At 70.4% G+C, this 20,931-nt stretch carries 18 protein-coding genes and 2 pseudogenes; 8 read left to right on the forward strand and 12 right to left on the reverse strand.

The window, feature by feature from the left end; genetic code table 11:
• Window positions 1–11: 11 nt before the first annotated feature.
• Genes A5694_RS15540 through A5694_RS15560 form a run of 5 tightly spaced genes read left to right on the forward strand, consistent with a single transcriptional unit; the run spans window position 12 to window position 5,226 of the window.
• Window positions 12–1,214 (forward strand): hypothetical protein, encoded by a 1,203-nt coding sequence (locus tag A5694_RS15540; RefSeq protein ID WP_064922738.1) that lies wholly within the window; start codon window positions 12–14, stop codon window positions 1,212–1,214.
• A 10-nt stretch (window positions 1,215–1,224) separates the two neighbouring features.
• Window positions 1,225–1,833, forward strand: a complete 609-nt coding sequence (locus A5694_RS15545; RefSeq protein ID WP_064922740.1) for a DUF4129 domain-containing protein — start codon at window positions 1,225–1,227, stop codon at window positions 1,831–1,833.
• Window positions 1,830–2,939 (forward strand): DUF4350 domain-containing protein, encoded by a 1,110-nt coding sequence (locus tag A5694_RS15550; RefSeq protein ID WP_064922742.1) that lies wholly within the window; start codon window positions 1,830–1,832, stop codon window positions 2,937–2,939. Before A5694_RS15545 ends, A5694_RS15550 begins: the two co-directional genes overlap by 4 nt.
• On the forward strand, window positions 2,933–3,913 hold the full coding sequence (locus A5694_RS15555) for an AAA family ATPase (protein WP_428844280.1): 981 nt from the start codon (window positions 2,933–2,935) through the stop codon (window positions 3,911–3,913). The genes A5694_RS15550 and A5694_RS15555 overlap by 7 nt, the downstream gene beginning before the upstream one ends.
• A complete protein-coding gene (locus tag A5694_RS15560; RefSeq protein WP_064922746.1) occupies window positions 3,910–5,226 on the forward strand; it encodes a DUF58 domain-containing protein in 1,317 nt (438 codons plus the stop codon). Before A5694_RS15555 ends, A5694_RS15560 begins: the two co-directional genes overlap by 4 nt.
• An 83-nt stretch (window positions 5,227–5,309) precedes the next feature.
• Here A5694_RS15560 and A5694_RS15565 read toward each other — a convergent pair whose 3' ends face one another.
• On the reverse strand, window positions 5,310–6,302 hold the full coding sequence (locus A5694_RS15565) for a stage II sporulation protein M (RefSeq protein WP_064922748.1): 993 nt from the start codon (window positions 6,300–6,302) through the stop codon (window positions 5,310–5,312).
• A 32-nt stretch (window positions 6,303–6,334) separates the two neighbouring features.
• Between A5694_RS15565 and A5694_RS15570 the strand changes: the two genes are divergently transcribed.
• Window positions 6,335–7,165 carry an RDD family protein gene (locus tag A5694_RS15570; RefSeq protein ID WP_064922750.1) on the forward strand — a complete coding sequence of 277 codons (831 nt, stop codon included), beginning with the start codon at window positions 6,335–6,337 and terminating at the stop codon, window positions 7,163–7,165.
• A 110-nt stretch (window positions 7,166–7,275) separates the two neighbouring features.
• Window positions 7,276–8,079 (forward strand): PadR family transcriptional regulator, encoded by an 804-nt coding sequence (locus A5694_RS15575; RefSeq protein WP_064922752.1) that lies wholly within the window; start codon window positions 7,276–7,278, stop codon window positions 8,077–8,079.
• A 114-nt stretch (window positions 8,080–8,193) separates the two neighbouring features.
• Here the strand turns inward: A5694_RS15575 and A5694_RS15580 are convergent, their stop codons facing one another.
• Together A5694_RS15580 and glpK are read right to left on the reverse strand one after the other, a co-directional pair.
• Entirely contained in the window at window positions 8,194–8,922 is a 729-nt protein-coding gene (locus tag A5694_RS15580; protein WP_064922754.1) for an HNH endonuclease family protein, read from the reverse strand.
• Window positions 8,923–8,924: 2 nt separating this feature from the next.
• Window positions 8,925–10,460, reverse strand: a complete 1,536-nt coding sequence (gene glpK, locus A5694_RS15585; RefSeq protein WP_082952686.1) for a glycerol kinase GlpK — start codon at window positions 10,458–10,460, stop codon at window positions 8,925–8,927.
• A gap of 291 nt (window positions 10,461–10,751) precedes the next feature.
• On the opposite strand from glpK, the gene A5694_RS15590 reads away from it, so the two are divergent.
• Window positions 10,752–12,932: a hypothetical protein gene (locus A5694_RS15590; protein WP_064922758.1), complete on the forward strand. Its 2,181-nt coding sequence runs from the start codon at window positions 10,752–10,754 to the stop codon at window positions 12,930–12,932.
• 218 nt (window positions 12,933–13,150) lie between these two features.
• On the opposite strand, the pseudogene A5694_RS24685 reads toward A5694_RS15590, so the two are convergent.
• The 9 genes and pseudogenes from A5694_RS24685 to A5694_RS24690 all read right to left on the reverse strand — a co-directional run.
• Window positions 13,151–13,270, reverse strand: a pseudogene (locus A5694_RS24685) (type II toxin-antitoxin system VapC family toxin); the annotation flags it as partial.
• Window positions 13,271–13,295: 25 nt separating this feature from the next.
• Entirely contained in the window at window positions 13,296–14,621 is a 1,326-nt protein-coding gene (locus tag A5694_RS15595; protein ID WP_064922784.1) for a class I SAM-dependent methyltransferase, read from the reverse strand.
• Window positions 14,622–14,731: 110 nt separating this feature from the next.
• Window positions 14,732–15,817 carry an ergothioneine biosynthesis PLP-dependent enzyme EgtE gene (gene egtE / locus A5694_RS15600; RefSeq protein ID WP_064922760.1) on the reverse strand — a complete coding sequence of 362 codons (1,086 nt, stop codon included), beginning with the start codon at window positions 15,815–15,817 and terminating at the stop codon, window positions 14,732–14,734.
• Window positions 15,814–16,803 (reverse strand): L-histidine N(alpha)-methyltransferase, encoded by a 990-nt coding sequence (egtD, locus tag A5694_RS15605; protein ID WP_064922762.1) that lies wholly within the window; start codon window positions 16,801–16,803, stop codon window positions 15,814–15,816. The genes egtE and egtD overlap by 4 nt, the downstream gene beginning before the upstream one ends.
• Complete coding sequence (gene egtC, locus A5694_RS15610) at window positions 16,800–17,492, reverse strand: ergothioneine biosynthesis protein EgtC (RefSeq protein ID WP_064922764.1); 693 nt, start codon at window positions 17,490–17,492, stop codon at window positions 16,800–16,802. Before egtC ends, egtD begins: the two co-directional genes overlap by 4 nt.
• On the reverse strand, window positions 17,492–18,772 hold the full coding sequence (gene egtB, locus A5694_RS15615) for an ergothioneine biosynthesis protein EgtB (RefSeq protein WP_064922766.1): 1,281 nt from the start codon (window positions 18,770–18,772) through the stop codon (window positions 17,492–17,494). The genes egtC and egtB overlap by 1 nt, the downstream gene beginning before the upstream one ends.
• On the reverse strand, window positions 18,769–20,055 hold the full coding sequence (gene egtA, locus A5694_RS15620) for an ergothioneine biosynthesis glutamate--cysteine ligase EgtA (RefSeq protein ID WP_064922768.1): 1,287 nt from the start codon (window positions 20,053–20,055) through the stop codon (window positions 18,769–18,771). Before egtA ends, egtB begins: the two co-directional genes overlap by 4 nt.
• 66 nt (window positions 20,056–20,121) lie before the next feature.
• Entirely contained in the window at window positions 20,122–20,766 is a 645-nt protein-coding gene (locus A5694_RS15625; protein WP_064922770.1) for a sensor domain-containing protein, read from the reverse strand.
• A gap of 1 nt (window position 20,767) precedes the next feature.
• Window positions 20,768–20,931 (reverse strand): annotated as a pseudogene (locus A5694_RS24690) (organic hydroperoxide resistance protein); the annotation flags it as partial.

Raw genomic sequence — 20,931 nt, forward strand, 5'->3', positions numbered from 1 at the left:
CGCTCAGCCACATGGTGAATCCGCCGCCTGGCTACCCCGGCCCTGGTTTTCCTCCGCCCGGTTACGGGCCGCCACCGCCGGGTTACGGCCCGCCACCCGGTTACGGGCCGCCCCCGGGTTATGGCCCGCCACCGGGTTACGGGCCACCGCCTCCCGGATATGGGCCGCCGCCACCGGGCTACGGCCCGCCACCGGGGTACGGTCCCCCGCCGGGATACGGCCCGGGATATCCGCAGCCCGACCTCAAACCCGGGGTGATCCCGCTGCGCCCGCTCAGCTTGACCGACATCTACAACGGCGCCGTCGGCTACATTCGGGCCAACCCGGCCGTGGTGCTGGGGCTGACCGCGATCGTCGTGGTGGCCACCCAGATCATCAGTGGCATCGCGCTGTTCGGCCTGCTGACGGCCGTCGGGCCGCAACACCGCGGGCCGTCGGCCGCCGAGATCTCGGGGGGCGACGTGGCGGCATGGATGACCGCCTTCGCCGGCGCCGCTATCGTGACCGCCCTGGGCACCATCGTGCTGACCGGCATGCTGACCGCCGTCGTCGGACGTTCGGTGTTCGGCTCCCCGATCACCGTCGGGGAAGCCTGGGCGATCGTCCGCACCCGCTTTGCGGCGCTGATCGGCCTGACCGCCCTGATCGGGCTTGCGGCGGCGGTGTTGTGCGGGTTCGTCGCGTTCGTCATCGCTGTCGCCGGCGGAGCCGGAGGCACCGGGGCCGCCGTGCTGGTCGGCCTGCCGCTGGTGCTGGCATTGGTCGCGGCACTGGGCTACGGCTACGCGGTTCTGGTGTTCGCACCGACGGTGATCGTGCTGGAGCGGCAATCGGTGTTTGACGCGATGCGCCGGTCGTTCGCCCTGGTGCGCAACAGTTTCTGGCGGGTGCTGGGCATCATGGTTCTGACCGCGCTGATCGCCTCGCTGATCAGCAGCGCGGTGGCCTTCCCGTTCAACATCATCGGGATGGCGGTCACCCACGGCGCCGACGCCTTGACCGGCTCGGCACAGCTGGGCTTGTTCTCCCGGATCGGTGCGACGATCGGGCAGATCATCGTGCTGCCCTTCACCGCAGGCGTGACGGTGCTGCTCTACACCGATCGCCGTATCCGCGCCGAAGCGTTCGACCTGGTGCTGCGGACCGGTGTTGCGAGCGGGCCGTACGCGGGCGGGCCGACCGACCACCTGTGGCTGACCCGGCCACCGGGGTGAGGATCAGCGGGTGGCCACCGTCGACATCGACCGCGAAACCGCTCGCGAAGCCGCCGAACGGGAACTGAGTAAACCGATCTACCCGCGGCCGTCCCCGAAGCAGCAGTTCATCGACTTCCTCGAAACACTGATCCGGCGGCTGGTGCTCAAGGGCGCGGAGCTGCCCGGCGGATGGTTCACCATCAGCGTGTTGTTGATCGTGCTCGCGGCGGCGGTGCTGGCCGCCGTCCACGTGGGTCGCCGCATGCTGCGCGACGGCGACCGCCACCCGCCGTTGTTCGGCACTGCGCAGCTCAGCGCCGCAGAACACCGCGCGGCCGCGCAGCGGTACGCCGCTTCCGAAGAATGGGGCGAGGCGATCCGGCACCGACTGCGGGCGGTGGCCCGCGAACTCGAGGAAACCGGGGTGGTTCATCCCGCTGTGGGCCGCACCGCCACCGAACTGGCCCGCGACGCCGGCGCGGCGCTGCCGAGCCTGGCGGGCGAGCTGCTCCGCGCCGCCGAGACGTTCAACGACGTCAACTACGGCGAGCTGCCGGCCACCCCGGAGGGATATCGGATCGTCGCCGACCTGGATGAGCGGGTGCGCTCCACAACGCCGCGGCGGCAGTACCGGTGACGGCCACCCGGCGGACGTGGCTGTGGGGCACGCTGGCTCTTGTTGTGATCGCGGTGGTTTCAGCGGTCGGCGTCTATCTGACCAATCCCCGGCCGGGGGGCCGGATGGATCCGCACGCCACCGGCCCCGAGGGCGCACACGCCGTGGTGACGCTGCTGCGTGATCGCGGCGTCGAGGTGGCGATCGCCGATACCCTCGACGACGTCACCCGCGCGGCGCGCCCGGATGCGCTGGTGCTGGTGGCCGAGACCCGGCGCATCGTCGGTGACGAGCTGCTGGACCGGCTGGCCGGCCTTCCCGGCGACCGGCTGCTGGTGGCGCCCGACACCAGGGCGCGCAAAGCCCTGGCGCCCGGCGTGCGCTCCGGCCCGGCGCGTACGTTCACCCGCCAGCCCGGCTGCAGTCTGCGCGAGGCCGAACGCGCCGGAACGGTCGACCTCGGCACGACAGCGACTTACCTTGCATCGCAAGGGAGATCGATACGCAGCTGCTATGACGGCGCGCTGGTGCGTTACCACGATGGCAGCCGGACCGTCACCGTGGTCGGCAGCGCGTCCTTCATGACGAACAGCGATCTGGCCCGCGAAGGCAATGCGGCCCTGGCAATGAACCTCGGCGGCGCCCGCAACCTGCTCATCTGGTATGCGCCTCAACACAGCGAAGGCGGGCCATCAGGCCGCGCAACACTTCTCGAGCTGGTCCCGGAGAATGTGACCTGGTTGGTCTGGCAGCTGTGCGTGGCGCTGGCGCTGGCCGCATTGTGGAAGGGGCGCCGCCTCGGCCCGCTGGTCGCCGAGCGCATGCCGGTTGTCGTGCGTGCCTCGGAGACCGTCGAGGGTCTCGGCCGGCTCTACCGCTCCCACCGGGCCCGCGACCGGGCGGCCGCCGCGCTACGCACCGCAACTATGCGCCGACTCGCCCCGCGGCTGGGGTTGGGGCCAGCTCCGGATCCGCCGGAGCTGGTCGCGGCGGTGGCCCAGCGTATCGGCGCGCACCCGGACTGGTTGGGGCCGTTGCTGTTCGGCCCCGCTCCGGAATCCGACGACGCACTGGTCGGTCTTGCTCAGGCACTCGATGACATCGAAAGGCAGGTCACCGGATCGTGACACAGACTCCCCCGCACAATCCCGCGGCAGCGGCGGCCCGCGACGCGCTGCTGGCGTTGCGCACCGAGGTCGCCAAGGTGGTGGTCGGCCAGGATGCGGTGGTCGGCGGCCTGGTGATCGCCCTGCTATGCCGCGGCCACGTGCTGCTCGAAGGCGTTCCGGGCGTGGCGAAGACCCTGCTGGTGCGGACGCTGGCCGCGGCGTTGCGGCTGGATTTCAAACGGGTCCAGTTCACCCCCGACCTGATGCCCGGCGATATCACCGGCTCCCTGGTCTACGACACCAACACCGCACAGTTCATGTTCCGGCCCGGGCCGGTCTTCACCAACCTGCTGCTGGCCGACGAGATCAACCGCACCCCGCCGAAAACCCAAGCGGCGCTGCTGGAAGCGATGGAAGAGGGGCAGGTCAGTGTCGAGGGGGCAGCCAAGCCGCTGCCCGACCCGTTCATCGTCGCCGCCACGGCCAACCCGATCGAGTACGAGGGCACCTACCGGCTGCCGGAGGCCCAACTCGACCGGTTCCTGCTCAAGCTGACCGTCCCGCTACCGGGGCGCAACGCCGAGATCGACATCCTGTCCCGGCACGCGCGGGGTTTCGACCCGCACGACTTGTCCGCGGTCGCGCAGGTCGCCGGTCCCGACGATCTCGCGGCCGGCCGTGCCGCGGTGCGCCAGGTGCTGGTCGCCGACCAGGTGCTGGGCTACATCGTCGACGTGGTCACCGCGACCCGGCACTCGCCGGCGTTGCAACTGGGCGTCTCGCCACGCGGCGCGACCGCCCTGCTGGCCACGTCGCGGTCGTGGGCATGGCTGTCCGGGCGCAACTACGTGACGCCCGATGACGTCAAGGCGATGGCCCCGGCCACGCTGCGGCACCGGGTAATGTTGCGTCCGGAGGCCGAGCTCGAAGGCGCCAGCGCCGACGGTGTGCTCGACGGCATCCTGGCCTCGGTTCGGGTGCCGCGCTGGTGATCCTGACCGGCCGCACCGCACTGATCGCACTGGTCTGCGCTCTGCCCGTCGGGCTGGCTCCCTGGCCGGCGACGGCGTTCGCCGTGCTGCTGGCCGGGCTCGCCGTGGCGGTGATGCTCGACGTCGCGCTGGCTGCCGATCCGGCCGCGCTGCGCATCACCCGGACGATGGACAACGCCGTGCGGCTCGGCCAGTCGGTGCCGACCACCCTGACCCTGCACGGCGACCGCCGGTTGCGCGGGCAGCTGCGCGACGCCTGGCCGCCCAGCGCCGGCGCCTGGCCGCGCGCGCACCCGTTGGACCTGCGCGCCGGCCAGGAGCTTCGGGTGCGCACCGAGCTGCGGCCGATTCGGCGCGGTGACCAGCACGCTGACCGGGTCACGGTGCGCTCGGTCGGGCCGCTGGGTCTGGCGGGCCGGCAACGCTCCCGGGTGGTAGCTGGTCACGTGCGGGTGCTGCCGCCGTTCCTGTCCCGCCGGCATCTGCCGGCGCGGCTGGCCCGGCTGCGTGAGATCGACGGGAACCTGCCGGCACTGGTCCGTGGCCAGGGCAGCGAGTTCGACTCGCTGCGCGAATACGTCGCCGGTGACGACGTCCGCTCGATCGACTGGCGGGCCACCGCCCGACGCTCGGAGGTGGTGGTGCGGACCTGGCGACCCGAGCGGGACCGGCGCGTCGTCATCGTGCTCGACACCGGCCGGACCGCGGCGGGGCGGATCGGGGTCGACCCGACCGCGCGCGACCCGGCGGGCTGGCCGCGGCTGGATTGGTCGATGGATGCCGCACTGTTGTTGGCGGCGTTGGCGTTACGGGCCGGTGATCATGTCGATCTGTTGGCCCACGACTCTCTGAGCCGGGCCGGGGTGTTCGGTGCGTCGCGCACCCGGCTGTTCGCCCAGCTGGTCGACGCGATGGCGCCGCTGCAACCGGCGTTGGTCGAAACCGACGCGGCGGCAATGCTTTCCACCTTGTCTCGGCGGGCCCGCCGCGGCAACCTGGTGGTGCTGCTCACCGATCTGAATGCCTCCGCACTGGAGGAAGGGTTACTGCCGGTGCTGCCGAAACTGACTGCCGAACACCTGGTGATTCTGGCCGCGGTCGCCGATCCCCGGGTGGAACGGCTGGCGCGCGGACGCGCCGACGCCGCCGCGGTGTACGACGCCGGCGCCGCGGAACGCTCGCGCAACCAGCGCCGCGCGGTGGCTGCGAAGTTGCGGCGCAGCGGCGTGCAGGTGATCGACGCCCCGCCCGACGAGCTGGCGCCGGAGCTGGCCGACGCCTATCTGGCGATGAAGGCCGCCGGACGGCTGTGACGGGGCTCGCGAGCGTGCGCCGAGTGCCGCGATCCGCGGCGTGTCGCTGAGCCAACACGCCCACTCGCACTAGGGGGGTCGGCTCAGCCCGTGGGCACCACGTCGGGTGCGTCGGCGATGTCACCGGTCTCGTCGGCGGCCACCGCCTGGCGCCCGAAATACACCACGTAGGCCAGAAACGCCGCCTCGGCCACCACTCCGATACCGATCCGCAGCCACGTCGGCAAGGGTGACGGGGTCACCACCGCCTCGAGCAACCCGGAGACGGCCAACACCACCACCAAACCGACGGCGACCGCGACGACGGCGCGGCCCTGCTCGGCGAGCACCTGTGCGCGCGGGCGGTCCCCAGGGGCGATCACCATCCAGCCCAGCCGCATGCCCACCGCGCCGGCCAGGAACACCGCGGTCAGCTCCAGCAACCCGTGTGGGGCGAGCAGGCCGAGCATGAATCCGCCTCTACCGGCGTGGAACATCAACCCCAGTGCCACACCGAGATTGGCGGCGTTGGCCAACAGCAGTGCCGGGATCGGCAGCCCCAGCAGCACCGAGAATGCGATGGCGCGTGCGGCCACCCAGGAGTTGTTCACCCAGACCTGCAGGGCGAAGGAGCCGGCCGGATGGTCGCTGTAGTAGGCGGCGAAGTCGTGGTTGACCAACCGGTCGATCTCGGCGGGGGTGCCGATCACCGCCTGCACGTCCGGGTCGCCGGCCACCCAGCAGGCGATCAGCACCGTGACGGCCAGGAAGAGCACCGCGGTGCCCAGCCACCAGCGCCGCGCCCGGTAGGCGACCACTGGAAACGACACCGTCCAGAAGCGCACGAACTCCGAGGCCAGCGGGGCGTGCGCACCGGTGACGGCGGCCCGGGAGCGCGCCACCAGGCTGGAGAGCCGTCCGATGAGTGCTGCATCCGTCGACGACGAGCGCACCACCGACAGATGGGTGGACACCCGCTGGTAAAGCTCCACCAGCTCGTCGACCTCGGCGCCGCTCAGCCGGCGACGGTTTTTGACCAGCGACTCCAGCCGATCCCAGGTGGGGCGATGGGCCAGCACGAAGGCGTCGACATCCACGGCGTCGAGCCTAACCGCGTAGCGTCTGCTCTATGCCGTACCGCAGCCCCGAGCTGGTGACCGGCGACGCCGTCGTCCTCGACATCGCGATCGCGCAACTACCGGTGCGTGCGGTCAGCGCGCTGATCGACATCACCGTCGTCATGGTGGCTTACCTGTGTTCGATAGTGCTGTGGGCGATGACGCTGGGCCGGTTCGACGGCGCCTTGACCGCCGCGATCATGATCATCTTCGCGGTGCTGCTCCTGGTCGGCTATCCGGTCACCATCGAGACGATCACCCGGGGTCGCTCGCTGGGCAAGATGGCGATGGGGCTGCGGGTGGTCTCCGATGACGGGGGCCCGGAACGCTTCCGGCAGGCGCTCTTTCGGGCGCTGGCCGGGGTGGTGGAGATCTGGGCGCTGACGGGCAGCCCGGCGGTGATCTCCAGCCTGCTGTCGGCGCGCGGCAAACGCCTGGGCGACATCTTCGCCGGCACGGTGGTCATCAGCGAACGCGGACCGGCGTCGGCCCCGCCCCCGATGATGCCGCCCGGGCTGGCCTGGTGGGCGTCGACACTGCAGCTTTCCGGGCTGCGGCCTGAATCAGCGGAGTTGGCAAGGCAATTCCTCGGCCGCGCGACCCAGCTCGACCCGCACACCCGGCAGATGATGGCCTATCGGATCTCCGGTGAAGTGCTCGCGCACATCTCACCGCCGCCGCCCCCGGATGCGCCGCCGGAACTGGTGCTGGCGGCGGTGCTCGCCGAGCGCCATCACCGCGAGCTGGCGCGGCTGCAGGCCGGCCCGCCGCTTCCCTACTTCCCAGCGGACCCTGGCCCGTGGCCACCGCCGGATACCGGCGGGTTCGCCCCACCGCGGTAACCCCCCCGCACGAGGGCCATCCAAACCTCCGTTGCATCTCGATAGGTTCCGATATATCGTCAACGTATCGGGAGCGGCGAGCGCTTCCGTTCGAGAGCACGAGGTGACGAATGAACATCCCCTTCGGTCCGCCCGGCGGACCTTTCACGGAAAATGCTGAGCAACCCGGTGGTTTCGGGTTCGGCTCCGCGGCGCCGCATCAGCGCCGGGCCGCGCACGCCGCGCGCCGGCAGGCGCGCCGCGAGTTCCGCAGGCAGCTGCGCGACCATGCCGCCGACCACTGCGGGCCCTTCGGCTTCAGCCCCGGCCATGACGTCGGTGGCGCTGGATTCGGTCCGGGCTTCGGCCCCGACTTCCGGCACGGCTTCGGTCCGGGATTCGGCCCCGGTTTCGGCCCGGGATTCGGCCCCGGCGGCCCGGGATTCGGCTTCGGCTTCGGTCCGGGCGGGCACCGTGGCCACCGGCGTGGCAGCCGTGGCCGGCGCGGTGACGTGCGGATCGCGATCCTGGCGCTGCTGGCCGAGCAGCCGATGCACGGCTACGAGATCATCCAGCAGATCGCCGAACGCAGCCAGGGGCTGTGGCGCCCCAGCCCCGGATCGGTCTACCCGACCCTGCAGATGCTGGTCGACGAGGGATTGATCACGGGCAGCGAAACCGACGGCAAGAAACGCCTTTTCGAGTTGACCGAGGGCGGTCGCGCGGTCGCCGAAGAGATCGAGACCCCACCGTGGGAGGAGATCGCCGACGGCGCCGACCCGGGGCAGGTCAGCCTGCGCACCGCGATCGGCCAGCTGTTCGGTGCGGTCGCGCAGGCCGGTCAGGCCGCCACCCCCGAACAGCAGCAGCGCATCGTCGACATCGTCAACGCTGCGCGCAAGGAGGTCTACGGCATTCTCGGGGAAACCGACTGAGGCCGTCCCGCCGGCCCTGCCTCGAGTCGGAATCTCACGACGTATCGCCTGCGTGTCGCGTCGTGAGATTCCGACTCGCGCGAGGGTTTCTCACGCCGTTTCGCGCCGGCGATCTCAGCAGCGGCGAAGAACCCGATGCATGGCGGTCTTCTCGTTGGCCGAAACCCACAGCCCATAAGCGGTTTTGACCGTGACCTGACGGGCCACGAATTCGCATTCGAACGCGGCGTTCGCCGGCAGCCAGCCGGCGGCGTCGCGGAATGCTTTGTCGAAGTTGGCTTGTGCGCTGACCGCCAACAGGTTGCGCGGATCGTTGGCGAAGTCGCGGCGCCGGGCGTCGTCCCAAAATCGCGCGCCCTTGTACCAGGCGTCGGCCAGCGAGACCAGGTGGTCGACCTGCACCGCCTCGGACGTCGAGGGGCCCCGGACGAATTCGAGGGTGTTCCCGGTGTAGGGGTCGTGCAGCGTGCCGCGCTGCACCAGGCAGGTGCCCCGGCGCAGCACGACCCGGGTCAAGTCGCGGCGCATGATGTCGTCGCGGGTGTTGCAGCCGTTGTGGCCGAATTCGACGTCGACGTCGTCGCTCCACCGTTCACCGAACCGGTGGCGCTTGAAGTCCTGCAGGCGATCCCAGCCCTTGACCGGGAGGGCTTCGAGCATGCGGCGGGCGTCGTCATAGCCCGGGTTGAGCGGCGCGGCGCTCGGTGTCGGCGGGGTCCACGTCGGCAAGGGACCCGACGGCCGCGAAAACCAGCCGTTGTGCTGCCACCACGCCCAGCCGACGGCGGCCACCACGACCAGCGCCACCACCGTGGCAGACACCACCCGCCTGCGTGCGGCCATACTCAGGGCAGCTCGACCCAGTCCAGTGTGCGCTGTACGGCCTTTCGCCACCCGGCGTAGCCTTCGGCACGCTGATCCTGCGACCACGTGGGGGTCCAGCGTTTGTGCTCCTGCCAGTTGGCCCGCAGGTCCTCCGGGCTTTTCCAGAACCCGACGCCCAGCCCGGCGGCGTACGCTGCGCCCAGCGCCGTGGTTTCGGCGACTACCGGCTTGACCACGTCGACGCCCAGCACATCGGCCTGGATCTGCATGCACAGGTCGTTGGCGGTGATGCCACCGTCGACCTTCAAAACCTCAAGGTGCACACCGGAATCGGCTTCCATCGCCTCGGCCACGTCTCGGCTCTGGTAGCAGATCGCCTCCAGCGTCGCCCGAGCCAGATGTGCGTTGGTGTTGAATCGGGACAACCCGACGATCGCGCCGCGCGCATCCGAACGCCAGTACGGCGCGAACAGCCCGGAGAACGCCGGCACGAAGTACATCCCGCCGTTGTCGGCGACCTGACGGGCCAGCGATTCCACCTGGGTGGCGCCGCTGATGATGCCCAGCTGGTCGCGCAACCACTGCACCGCCGACCCGGTGACCGCGATCGAACCCTCCAGGGCGTAGACCGGTTTGGCATCACCGAACTGGTAGCAGACCGTGGTCAACAGCCCGTTGTCGGAGCGGACGATCTGCTCACCGGTGTTGAGCAGCAGGAAGTTTCCGGTGCCGTAGGTGTTCTTGGCCTCCCCGGCGGACAGGCACACCTGGCCGACCATGGCGCTTTGCTGATCGCCCAGGATGCCGGCGATCGGCACTTCGCCGCGCACCGGCCCGGTGGCCACGGTGACCGCGTGCCGCCGCCGCGACGACGACGAGGTGATGCGCGGCAGCATCGCCCGCGGGATCGAGAACAGCGCCAGCAGTTCGTCGTCCCAGTCCAGGGTCTCCAGGTTCATCAGCATGGTGCGGCTGGCGTTGGTGACGTCGGTCAGGTGCACTCCGCCGCGGGGGCCGCCGGTCAGATTCCACAGCACCCAGGTGTCGCAGGTGCCGAACAAGGCGTCCCCGCGCTCGGCATCGGCACGCACACCGTCGACATTGTCCAGAATCCATTGAAGCTTGCCGCCGGAGAAGTACGTGGCCGGCGGCAGGCCCGCCTTGCGACGGATCACCTCACCGTGCCCATCGCGCTCCAGGGCGGCAGCGATGTAATCGGTCCGGGTGTCCTGCCAGACGATCGCGTTGTAGTAGGGCTGGCCGGTGTGCTTATTCCACACCACGGTTGTCTCGCGCTGATTGGCGATGCCCATCGCGGCCAGGTCGGCGGCGTCGAGCTTGGTGGTGTTCAGCGCCGATACCAGCACCGCTGCCGTGTGATTCCACAGTTCGAACGGGTCATGTTCCACCCAGCCGGCCCGCGGCAGGATCTGTTCGTGTTCGAGCTGGTGACGGCCCACTTCGGCGCCGTCATGGTCGAAGATGATGCAGCGGGTGCTGGTGGTGCCCTGGTCGATCGACGCGACGAAATCGCCCAAGTCTGAACTCCTGCCCATAGTGCGTGCCCTGCCGGTCGGTCCGCGTCCATCATGGCCCACACCGGTCGGGCTCGGGTGCACTACGCGCGCGCCAGGACGGCGGGGTGAGCGGCGCCGCCGCCGACAAAATTAGTCAGTCTTCACGAACCCATCAGTCAGTATTTATTCGCGCGATCGCATATTTCGATGTGTCACCGGTAGATGTCGTAATGGTGAACAAACGGTGTCGGTCAGGTGGGCCGAAGCCGTTGGCAGATCCCTCGTCGCCTGGCCCGGCGCGTGCAGCTCACAACTCAATTCGGAGAAGCCATGGACGTCGTTCTCGGTGTGGCACTTGCGTCGATGCCGCTCGCCACCATCCACACGGTGCTGGTGGGCGGTGAGAACGGGGACGGCGCCATTCTGGACGCACACAGCTTCGACGTGCCGACCGGTCCCGCCGGTGACTTCGCCGCGGTGGATGCGGTGATCGCCGCGATCCTGCAGGCGCGCGACGCCGCCGGCCACGCCGGATATCACCTGGTGTCAACCGGATTGACGGTGACCGATCCCTTTGATGCCGCCGCAGTGCGTTCGCGGCTGGCCGCCAATGGCCTCGAGGATGTCGCCCTGATCTCCCCCGCCCTGGCGGCGGCAAGCCTGGCCGAAAACCTGGGCCAGACGGTGGGCTGCGACCGGATGGGCCTGCTGTCGATCGAGTCGCGGGACGCGACCCTCGCGGTGATCGACTGCGTCGACGGCTCCATCACCAGGCTCTTCCGTCAGCCGCTGAGCGACGGTGATGCCACCGCCGCGGTCGACACCGTCGCCGACCGGCTGAACACTCCGGAGACCCGCCCCGACGGCCTGCTCCTGGTCTGCCCCGAGGCCGATTCCAGCGCAATCAGACCCCGACTGGAGGCAACGTTCGCCCACGAGGTGTGTGAGCCGGCCGAACCGCAGGCCGCCCTGGCCCGCGGCGCTGCGCTGGCCTCCACCCGGGTGACGAGGACTGTGGACGCGTCGACTGCCGCACTGGCCTACACCCAGGAAGCCGACTCCGGTGTGATCGCTCCCGGCTACTACGACATTCCCGGCTACCGCCCGGGTTTGGCGGCCGATGATCTGGCCTACAGCGCGGTTCCCGACGAAGAGGCCGACACCGCAACCGAACTCATCGAACCGGTGGGGCAGCCGACCAGGCGTCCGCTGCTGGTTGCCGGCACGATACTGGCGTCTGCCACGTTTGCCGCGGCCTCGGCGCTGATGGTGTCGATGGCGCTGGACATCACCCCCAATCTGGTCGCGTTGCGACCGGAAATCGGTCGGGTGCTGAGCTTTCCACTCGAACCGCCAAAGCTGCCGGAACCCGCCTTGCAGCCGTACGTCGAACCACCGGTGGTGATGAACCACCCGGACGTGCTGCCGCTGCCGCCGCTGGACGTCCCGCCGGCGGCGCCTGTGTCGGTTCCGATCCCACCCGCGCCCGACGCACCTGCGCCGTCGGTCTTCGGTCCCCCGTTGCACATGCCGTCCCCGGCGGTGCCCGCCGCGAACCCGTTCATCTTCACCCCGGCTCCGCTGCCGGTAGTGCAGCACTCGACCCCGACGATCAGGCCGGTCGCATCGGCGCTGCCTGACCTGTCGTTCCTGCTCGGGCTGCCGGCGAAGCTACCCGCGTTTCCGTCACCGCCCAGTGCGGTGCCTGCGCCGCCGTTAGAGATTCCGAACCCGCCGGTGGTCAAGCCGGACCCGCCGGTGGAGATTCCGACCCCGCCGGTGATCAAGCCCCAACCTCCGGTCGTCAAGCCGATTCCACCGGTAATCAGGCCCAATCCGCCGGTGGAGATCCCGACCCCGCCCGTGATCAAGCCGGATCCGCCCGTAGTCAAACCGCAGCGGCCGGTGATCAAGCCGATCCCTCCCGTGATCAAACCCAACCCCCCGATCCAGCTGCCCGACCCACCGGTCAAGCTTCCCGAGGCGCCGATCAAGCTGCCGGACCCACCGGCCGCCAAGCCCAATCCACCGTTGCAGCTGCCTGGATTGCCCGATTCGGCGCCGCCGGTCGGTCTGCCGCAGGCGCCGGCATTCCCGTCGCTGCCGGCTCCCAAGGCGCCGTCCATCCCGGCGTTCAACCCGCCCGGGCTGCCGGGCTTGCCGGCGCCCAGTTCGCCTGGCCTACCGTCGCTTCCGGCCCCCAAGGCACCGGCCCTCCCGGCGCTTCCGGCACCTAGCGCACCTGCGATGCCCAACCTCGGGGGCGGCCCCGGTGGCGGGATCTTCGGCGGCAAGCCCGGTGGCGGAATCTTCGGCGGCAACCCCGGCGGCGGCATTTTCGGCGGCAAGCCCGGTGGCGGCATTTTCGGCGGCAACCCCGGTGGCGGCATCTTCGGCGGCAAGCCCGGTGGCGGCCTCTTCGGCGGCGGCGGTGGCGGCGGCCTGTTCGGCGGCGGCGGTGGCGGCCTGTTCGGCGGCAAGCCCGGCGGAGGCGGCCTCTTCGGCCACTAGGCCGAGGCCGCGGACCTGCGCGCCTCGGTCGGCAAGTACTGGGTGATCGAGGAGCTCCGGCCGGCCTTCATGCGACGACGCCGAAACTGCCCAGCAGGTACCGTCTTTCGACCTCGACGAGAAGGGCCGGGTCGAGTTGCCGGCGTTCTTGTTGAGCGCGCCCGCGGCGTAGCGGCGCCCGCCTCACCGGAACCGTCTTTGACCGTGATGCCCGCCAATTAGCGGAAGTCACGGTCACGGCTCCAGATCGTCGAGGTACCGTGCTGGCGCGTCAGCGCCACCAGATGCGTGTCGGGTACCAGATTTCCCCTTGGGCCGATGTCGTCAGCGATACGCCGGCAGCCGGCCGCTGGCCGAATCGCCCTACGGCTGCCACCAGGGCCGCAGCGGCAGGGCGCCGTCATCACCCCGTTCGTCGACGTTGACGGCCAGCACATGGTGAAGCTGAAACAGGTTGCGCTCGAAGCCCAGTACCGAGGCGGCCATGTACAGCCCCCACACTTTGGCCCGTCCCAAGCCGACCTCGGCGACGGCCTCGTCCCAGTGGTCGACCAGGTTCTGACTCCAGCCGCGCAGCGTCTTGGCGTAGTGGTGCCGGAAGTTCTCTTCGTGCAGCACCTCGAAACCGGTCTGCTGGATCTCGGTGATGATCCGGCCCGCGCCGGTGATCTCCCCGTCCGGGAAGACGTAGCGGTCGGTGAAGGCATCGCCCTTGTAGGTCGAATTGTCCGGCAACGTAATGCAGTGGTTGAGAAGCAGACCACCGGGCCGGAGCTTCGCCTTGAGCGATCCGAAGTACGCGGGATAGTTCTTCACCCCGATGTGTTCGGTCAGTCCGATCGACGAGATGGCGTCGAAACCGGTCTCCCGCACATCGCGGTAGTCGCAGTGCCTGACTTCGGCGAGGTCGGAGAGCCCCTCGTCGGCAATCGCCCGCTGCGCCCAGGCGACCTGTTCGGCCGACAAGGTGGCGCCGATCGCCCGCACCCCGCGGCGCGCCGCGTAACGCACCATGCCACCCCACCCGCATCCGACGTCGAGCAGCCGGTCGCCCGGCTTCAGCCGCAGCTTGTCGAAGACCAGCCGGTACTTGTTCTCCTGTGCCTCCTCCAGGGTCGCCTCCGTGCTGGGGAAGATCGCGCAGGTGTAGGTCATCGACGGACCCAGCACCCATTCGTAGAAGGTGTTGGACACGTCGTAGTGGTGATGGATGGCGTCGGCGTCGCGGGCCTTGGAATGCCGCAGACCGGCCGCGGCGCGACGGCGCCACTTGGCCGGCGCCTCCTCCGGCGGCGGCGCAATCGGTTTGAGATGCTTCACACCGATCGAGCGGACGATGTTGAACAGCACCTGCGGCGACGGCTGTTTGAATTCCAGGTCCGCCAGGGCGTTGAGCACCGGATACGGATTGCCCGGATGCACCCCGCGCAGCTCCAGGTCGCCGGCGATGTAGGACCGGGCTATCCCGAGTTGCCCCAAGGAAGTGGCCAGGTAGGTGGTCGCACGCGGGTTGAGCAGGTCCACCCCCAGCTCGGCGTCGTCGGGTCCGACGCTGCTGCCGTCGTAGGCGGTGATGTGGATCGGCGGCTGCCCCCCGCCGGCCAGAAGTACCAGGATCTCGGCCAAGCCCAGCCGGCCCTTGGTGTCGCGAACACGCTCCGGTGTTGTTGCGGTTTTCAATGCAGTCATCATCGCCCCGTCCATGCTGATATGGCCCTCCCCCGTTTGCGGGCGGCGAACTCGTGCGTACCCACCTCGGCGGCGGCTCAATCCGCACCGTTCGGCGGGACGGCCCCGGGTCAGGAGTTGGCGGTGGTCACAGCGACCAATGCCTCGGCGAAGGCCGCCAAGTCCGTCTCGGTGGTGTCGACGTGCGGGGAGATCCGCAGCACCGGGGCGGTCAGCTCCAGCGGTGCGCGTTCGACACCGCCGGCCGTGGTCACCATCCGGTGTTCGGCGATCAGGACCGAGCGCACTGCCACCGGGTCGACACCGTCGAGCGGCGCCAGGGTGGTGATCGCACTGGGCTCGTCGACCGGCTCGACCACCCGCCAACCCGCCAAGCCCGCCAGCGCCCGCCGGCTCAGCGAACCCACCTCGGCCAATCGGGCCCGCACCGCCGCGGGCCCGGCCGCCAGATACTCACCGAGAGCGGCGGCAAACCCGACCTGCGCCGCCACGTTCACGTCACCCGCTTCCGGCCCGGCCTGGATTCGGCCGGCCAGTTCCGGCCGTACCGCCAGCGCTCCCACGCCCCGCGGACCGGCCAGCCACTTGCGCGAAGACGAATAGACGGCATCGGCACCGACCGCACAGTCAATCTGGCCCAGCGCCTGGGCAGCGTCGACCACCAGCGGCACCTCGGCCTCCGCGCATACCCGCGCCATATCGGCCAGCGGCTGCACCAGTCCCCGGTGGCTGCCGACCGGGGTCAGGTGCACCAGGTCCGGCGGGTCGGCGGCGAGCGCGGCCGCCGCCTCCTCGAGCATCAAACGCCCGGTTCCGTCGACCGGCAGCATCCGCCGGCTGAAGCCGCGCGCCGCCATCACCGCCAGGTTCGGGCCGTACTCACCGGGCAGGCAGGCCAGCGTGCCGCCGGCGACGGGCCATCGCGACAACAGCAGATCCAGCGCATGCCGGGAGCCGGTGGTGAACACCACGTGGCCGGCGGCCAGGCCGGTCAGTGCCGCGAAAGCGGCCCGGCCGGCGTCGAGCACCGGTGCGGCGGCCTCGGCGGCGACGTCGCCGCCGACCTCGGCTTCGTGGCGAGCGTGCCGGGCGGCGGCGGCCATTGCGGCGTAGCTCTGCCGCGAGCAGGCCGCGCTATCCAGGTGCAGCCCGGCGACCGGCGGGCGCGCCGCACGCCAGGTGTCGGCGAGGCTCATTTGACGGCGAGGGACAGGCCGAAGTCGCCGGCCGCGTCGGTCCACCACCGCCGGCGCCGCAGCCCCGCGGCCGCCAACTCGGCGGCCACCTGCTCCGACCGGAACTTGCAGGAGACCTCGGTCAGCATCTCCTCGCCGGCCGCGAAGTCGACGGCCAGGTCCAGCGCCGCGATCACGACGTGCTGCTCGCGGCGGGCCCGCAGCCACATCTCGATGCGCTGATCCGTCGCATTCCAGCGCGCCACATGGGCGAACGCGTCGAGGTCGAAATCCGCCTCGAGTTCTCGGTTGACCACCGCGAGCACATTACGGTTGAACGCCGCGGTGACGCCTGCGGCGTCGTCGTAGGCACGCACCAGCCGTGCGGTGTCCTTGACCAGATCGGTGCCCAGCAGCAGGGTGTCGCCGTCGTGCATCACCGCGGCAAGAGCCGCCAGGAAGTCAGCGCGCGGCTCGGGGGTCAGGTTGCCGATCGTGGAACCCAGAAACACGAACAGTCGCCTGCCGCCGTCGGGGATCTGCGCCAGATGGTGTTCGAAGTCGCCGCAGACGGCGTCCACCTGCACATCCGGATAGTCCCGGGCGATGGCCTCCCCCGCCGTCTCCAGCACGCCGGCGTCGACGTCGAACGGGACGAATCGGCACAGTGAGCCGGCGGCCCGCAGCGCATCGAGCAGCATCCGGGTCTTCGCCGAGGTTCCGCTGCCCAACTCGACCAGCGTGTCGGCGCCGGACAGCGACGCCACCGCCGGGGAGTGCTCCCGCAGGATCTGCGCCTCGGCGCGGGTCGGGTAGTACTCGGGCAGCCGGGTGATCTGATCGAACAGCTCGCTGCCGGTTTCGTCGTAGAACCATTTGGGCGGCAGCGTTTTCGGCGTCTGACGCAGGCCGTGCCGGACGTCGTCGCGTAGCGCGGTGTGGGCGGCGTCGGCGGCGAGGTGGTTGGTCAGTGTGACCGTGCCACCGGCCGCATCGAACGCTGTCATCGACTTCCCTCCAGGGGTGTGACGCTGACCTCGCCGTCATGGGCGTCGACCAGGTGCCGGTCCGGTATGTCCACCCAGCGCGGGTCGTCGTCGTAGGGTTCGCTGGCCAGCACCACCCCCTCGGCGCTGTGCAGCATCGACAAGGTGTCCCCCCAGGTGGTGGCCAGCATCCGGGAACCGTTGGCGGCCAAGATGTTCAGCCGGGCGCGCGGATCGGCCGCACCGATCTGCGTGATCACGTCACCGAGCGACGCCATGCCCCGTTCGAAGATCGTCGCGGCCAGTATTGCGCTATCGCACACGGATTCAGCTCCTGCACAGGTGGGCAGCACCGCGGTGTTCACCACCCCGTTGTGGGACAACAACCATCGGCCGTCGGTGAACGGCGCGGCGGCACTAGCTTCGATCGGCATGCCGACGGTGGCCGAGCGCACCGAGGCCACCACGCAACCGCTCGACAACGCCGGCGCCACCGAGGCGAACGAGGTGTCGCCCCACAGCGGTGCCGCGCTGCGCCACCGGCGGGGCACCGATCCGTCGAAAAAGCCCGCACCCCAACCATCGGCGTTGAGCAACCCGTGCCGCTGGCGACGCGGCGCATAGGACTGCACCAACAGGCCGTGCGGCGGTTCCAGTGTCAGCTCGGCCAGTGACCGCGGCCGGCCCAGCCAGCCCAGGTGCCGGCACATCAAGCGTCCCAGGCCAGTCGCACGCCGGCGAAGATCTGCCGCCGGTAGGGGTGATCCCAGTTGCGGAAGCTGGGCCGCAGGATCTCGGGCGCCACCGCCCAGGATCCACCGCGCAGCACCCGGTAGTCGCCGCCGAAGAACGGCTCCGAATAGCGCTGGTAGATCATCGGCGCGAAGCCCGGCCAGGGCTGCAGCGGTGAACTCGTCCACTCCCAGACGTCGCCGAGCATCTGCTCGGCCCCGTAGGCCGAAGCGCCGTCCGGGTAGGCCCCCACCGGAGCCGGGCGCAGCGCCGCACCGCCGAGGTTGGCCAGTTCGGCCGTCGCTTCGCGCTCGCCCCACGGCCGCCGGCGTCGGGCGCCGGCGCCCGGGTCCCACGCGCAGGCTTTCTCCCACTCGATCTCGGTCGGCAGCCGAGCCCCGGCCCACGCCGCGTACGCCTGTGCCTCGAAGTAGCTGACGTGCTGCACCGGCTCGTCGTCGGGAAGGTCTTCGACACGGCCGAATCGGGTCCGGCAGGTGTGGTCGGGGCTCCAGAACTGCGGCGCACTCAGGCCGGCCTGCTGGCAGTGGTTCCATCCGCGCTCGGTCCACCACCGGGGTTGGCGGTAGCCGCCGTCGTCGATGAACGCCCGCCATTCGCCGTTGGTCACCGGCACCCGACCGATCCGGAAGGCCGGCACCTCCACGCGGTGCGCCGGCCGCTCGTTGTCGAGCGCGAACGGCTCCGCGGTGAGATCGACGCCGAGCACGAACTCACCGGCCGGCACCAGCACCGACGTGCCGGCCAGCCCGGGCCGCCCGGCCGGCAGCGGCTGACCCTCATCGAGCAGTGGAGCCCCGCTGCGCAGGTTCAGTGCCTGCAACATGGTCTCGTCGTGCTGGTGTTCATGGCTGAGCACCAGACCGAACACGAACCCGTCCCCGTTTCCGCCGGGCACGGCGTCGAGTTTCTCGAGGACCTTGGAACGCACTGTGGCGCAATATTTCCGGGCCTGATCGGGGGTCAGCAACGGCAGGTCGACGCGGCTGGCCCGCGAGTGGGTGAACGCATCATAGAGGCCCTCGACATCGGCCGGCAGCATCCCGGGCCGGGCCGGATCCCCGCCGCGCAGCAGCCACAGTTCCTCCTGCTGACCGATATGGGCCAGGTCCCACACCAGCGGGCTCATCAACGGGTCGTACTGGCGGTGCAGTTCGGTGTCGTCGAAGTCGACGAGCGCCAGGGTGCGTGTCCGCGCCCGGGTCAAGTCGCGCGCCAGTGTCTCCGGTGTGCTCACGACTGCCTTCGCGCCAGCCGGGCCACGGTCGCCGCGACACCGGTGCGGCCCACCTCGTCGGCGATGTCGTCGGCCGGGCAGCGGGCCTGTTCGACCTTTTCGACCAGCCGCTGCATCCCGTCACGCAGCGCCGCCGGCGCCTGATCGGCCACCAGGCCCACGCATCGACGCGCGGCCGTGTGCAGGCGCGGGTCAGCCAGACCGATCCGGGCGGCGACGTCCCAGGCGGTCTTGACGGGCTCGACGGCTTCGGCGGCGGCGTCGGCGGTGGCCGGGTCATCGAGCAGGGTCGCCAGGGCGAACACGATCGCCGGCCACAGTGCATCACCGACGCTGTCGAGGTAGCGGATCTCCAGCCACCCGCGCGGGCGCACCGGAGGGAACAACGTGGTCAGGTGGTAGTCCAGGTCGCCGACTCCGGCGCGGCGGCCGCCCAGCATCACCCGCCCGTCGGCCCAATCGGCGAACGGAACGTACCGGCTGACCGGGCTGGCCTCCGGGGCGTGTACCAGCATCACGGGCGCCTTCAACGCGTAGCGCGCCCAGTCCGCGGCCGGGTCGGTGCCGTCGAGACCGAGGACGGGGCCGCAGCGCGCCGAGTCCAGCCGGCTCCACACCTGTTGGCGGGTGGACCGCCAGCCGGAGAATTTCCCACCCAACAGCGGGGAGTTGGCGGCGATGGCCACCATCGTCGGCCCCAGCGCGTGTGCCAGCCGCACCCGGTCGGCCCAGCCGGACCGCGGTCCGGCATCGAGGTTGAGCTGCACCGACGCCGTCGACGTCATCATCGCGGCCCCGGCCGAGCCGGTGTGGCTGGCGGCGAAGAACTGCTCCATCGCGGCGTAACGCGCGCCGGGATTGACCCGATGTGCCGGCCGCAGCGGGTCGGCACCGAGGGGCACCAGCCCCAGCCCGGCGTCGGCGAACGCCGAGCGCAGCACCGCCTGGTCGGCGGCCATCGCCTCAATCGCGGCGAGTGCACCCATCAGCGGCGGGCTGGACAGCTCCACCGCACCGCCGGGTTCTACGGTGACCCGGCTGCCGCCCGGCAACACCGGCAGCGACTGCAGCACCTCGCCGATCTCGGCCCAGCCAGGGCGGCGAAGCGGATCGGCCGGGTCGAAGCAGTGCGCCTCGATCTCCAAGCCCACCCGGCCCAGCGGCGCATCGGTGAGGCAGCCGAGGGCGATGTAGTCGGCGGCGCCGGCGGCACCGGCCAGGTCGGCACCGTCGGGGCAGGGCTCATCGGCGCGGGACAGCTGTGTCACCGCAGCCAGCGCCATATATCAACCCCTCCGCCCGTTGATCTTCCCGACGCTACCGGAGTGGACCGACAAGGCGACACCCGTTTACTGGCCGAGGGAGTTCTGCATCGCCCCAGCCAGCACATTCACCGCCGGCCCGGCATTGCCGGACTGGCAGACCTTGGCCTGCAACAGCACGTTCGCCCGCAGCCGGGTCTGGTTGAAACAGCGCCGGTCGGTGCCGGCCTCCTGCTTGATCCAGGCGGCGTCCGCCGCGGTCGCCGGGCCGCCGTCGAACGCCCACACCTCGGTGACACCGCTTTCCAGGTGCATCGCGGTGGTGCGCCCCGAGCACCCGGCGGTGCGGTCGGTGATGCGGTGGAAGGCTCGCTCCGCGGCGGCCTCGGTGGCGAACACCCCGACCGCCTGTTTGACGAAATGGGCCTGGTCGGTGGCCGAGGTCTGGGTGACGGCACTGTTGTAGGACGCCAGGTCGGGGTCGTTGTAGACCTCGGGCAGGCCGATGTCGGCCCAGTTGTTGCAGACCGGGTCGTCGACCCAGAACGCCTGGAACGGCTGGCCGGACACCGCTTCGGTCCCCATCGGGGCGCCGACGATGTTGCCGACCGATCCTTTCGGCAGTACCGCGTAGGACACCACGCCCGGATCCGACGGCCGTGCCGCGGCGGCCGGGGCCGCCGCAAGCGCCAGACCCAGGGCCGCCACCACCAACGTCGCGGCGGATCGCACGCTACACCGTCGCCGACACGGTGAAGTCGACGTTGCCGCGGGTGGCTCGCGAGTACGGGCACACCTCGTGGGCCTGCGCCATCAGGTCGTCGGCGACGGCCTGCGACAGCCCCGGCAGGTTCCCGATGATGGTTCCGGTCAAGCCGAATTCTTCGGTGGCGATGT

Source organism: Mycolicibacter sinensis, assembly GCF_001667945.1.
Classification (GTDB): Bacteria; Actinomycetota; Actinomycetes; order Mycobacteriales; family Mycobacteriaceae; genus Mycobacterium; species Mycobacterium sinense_B.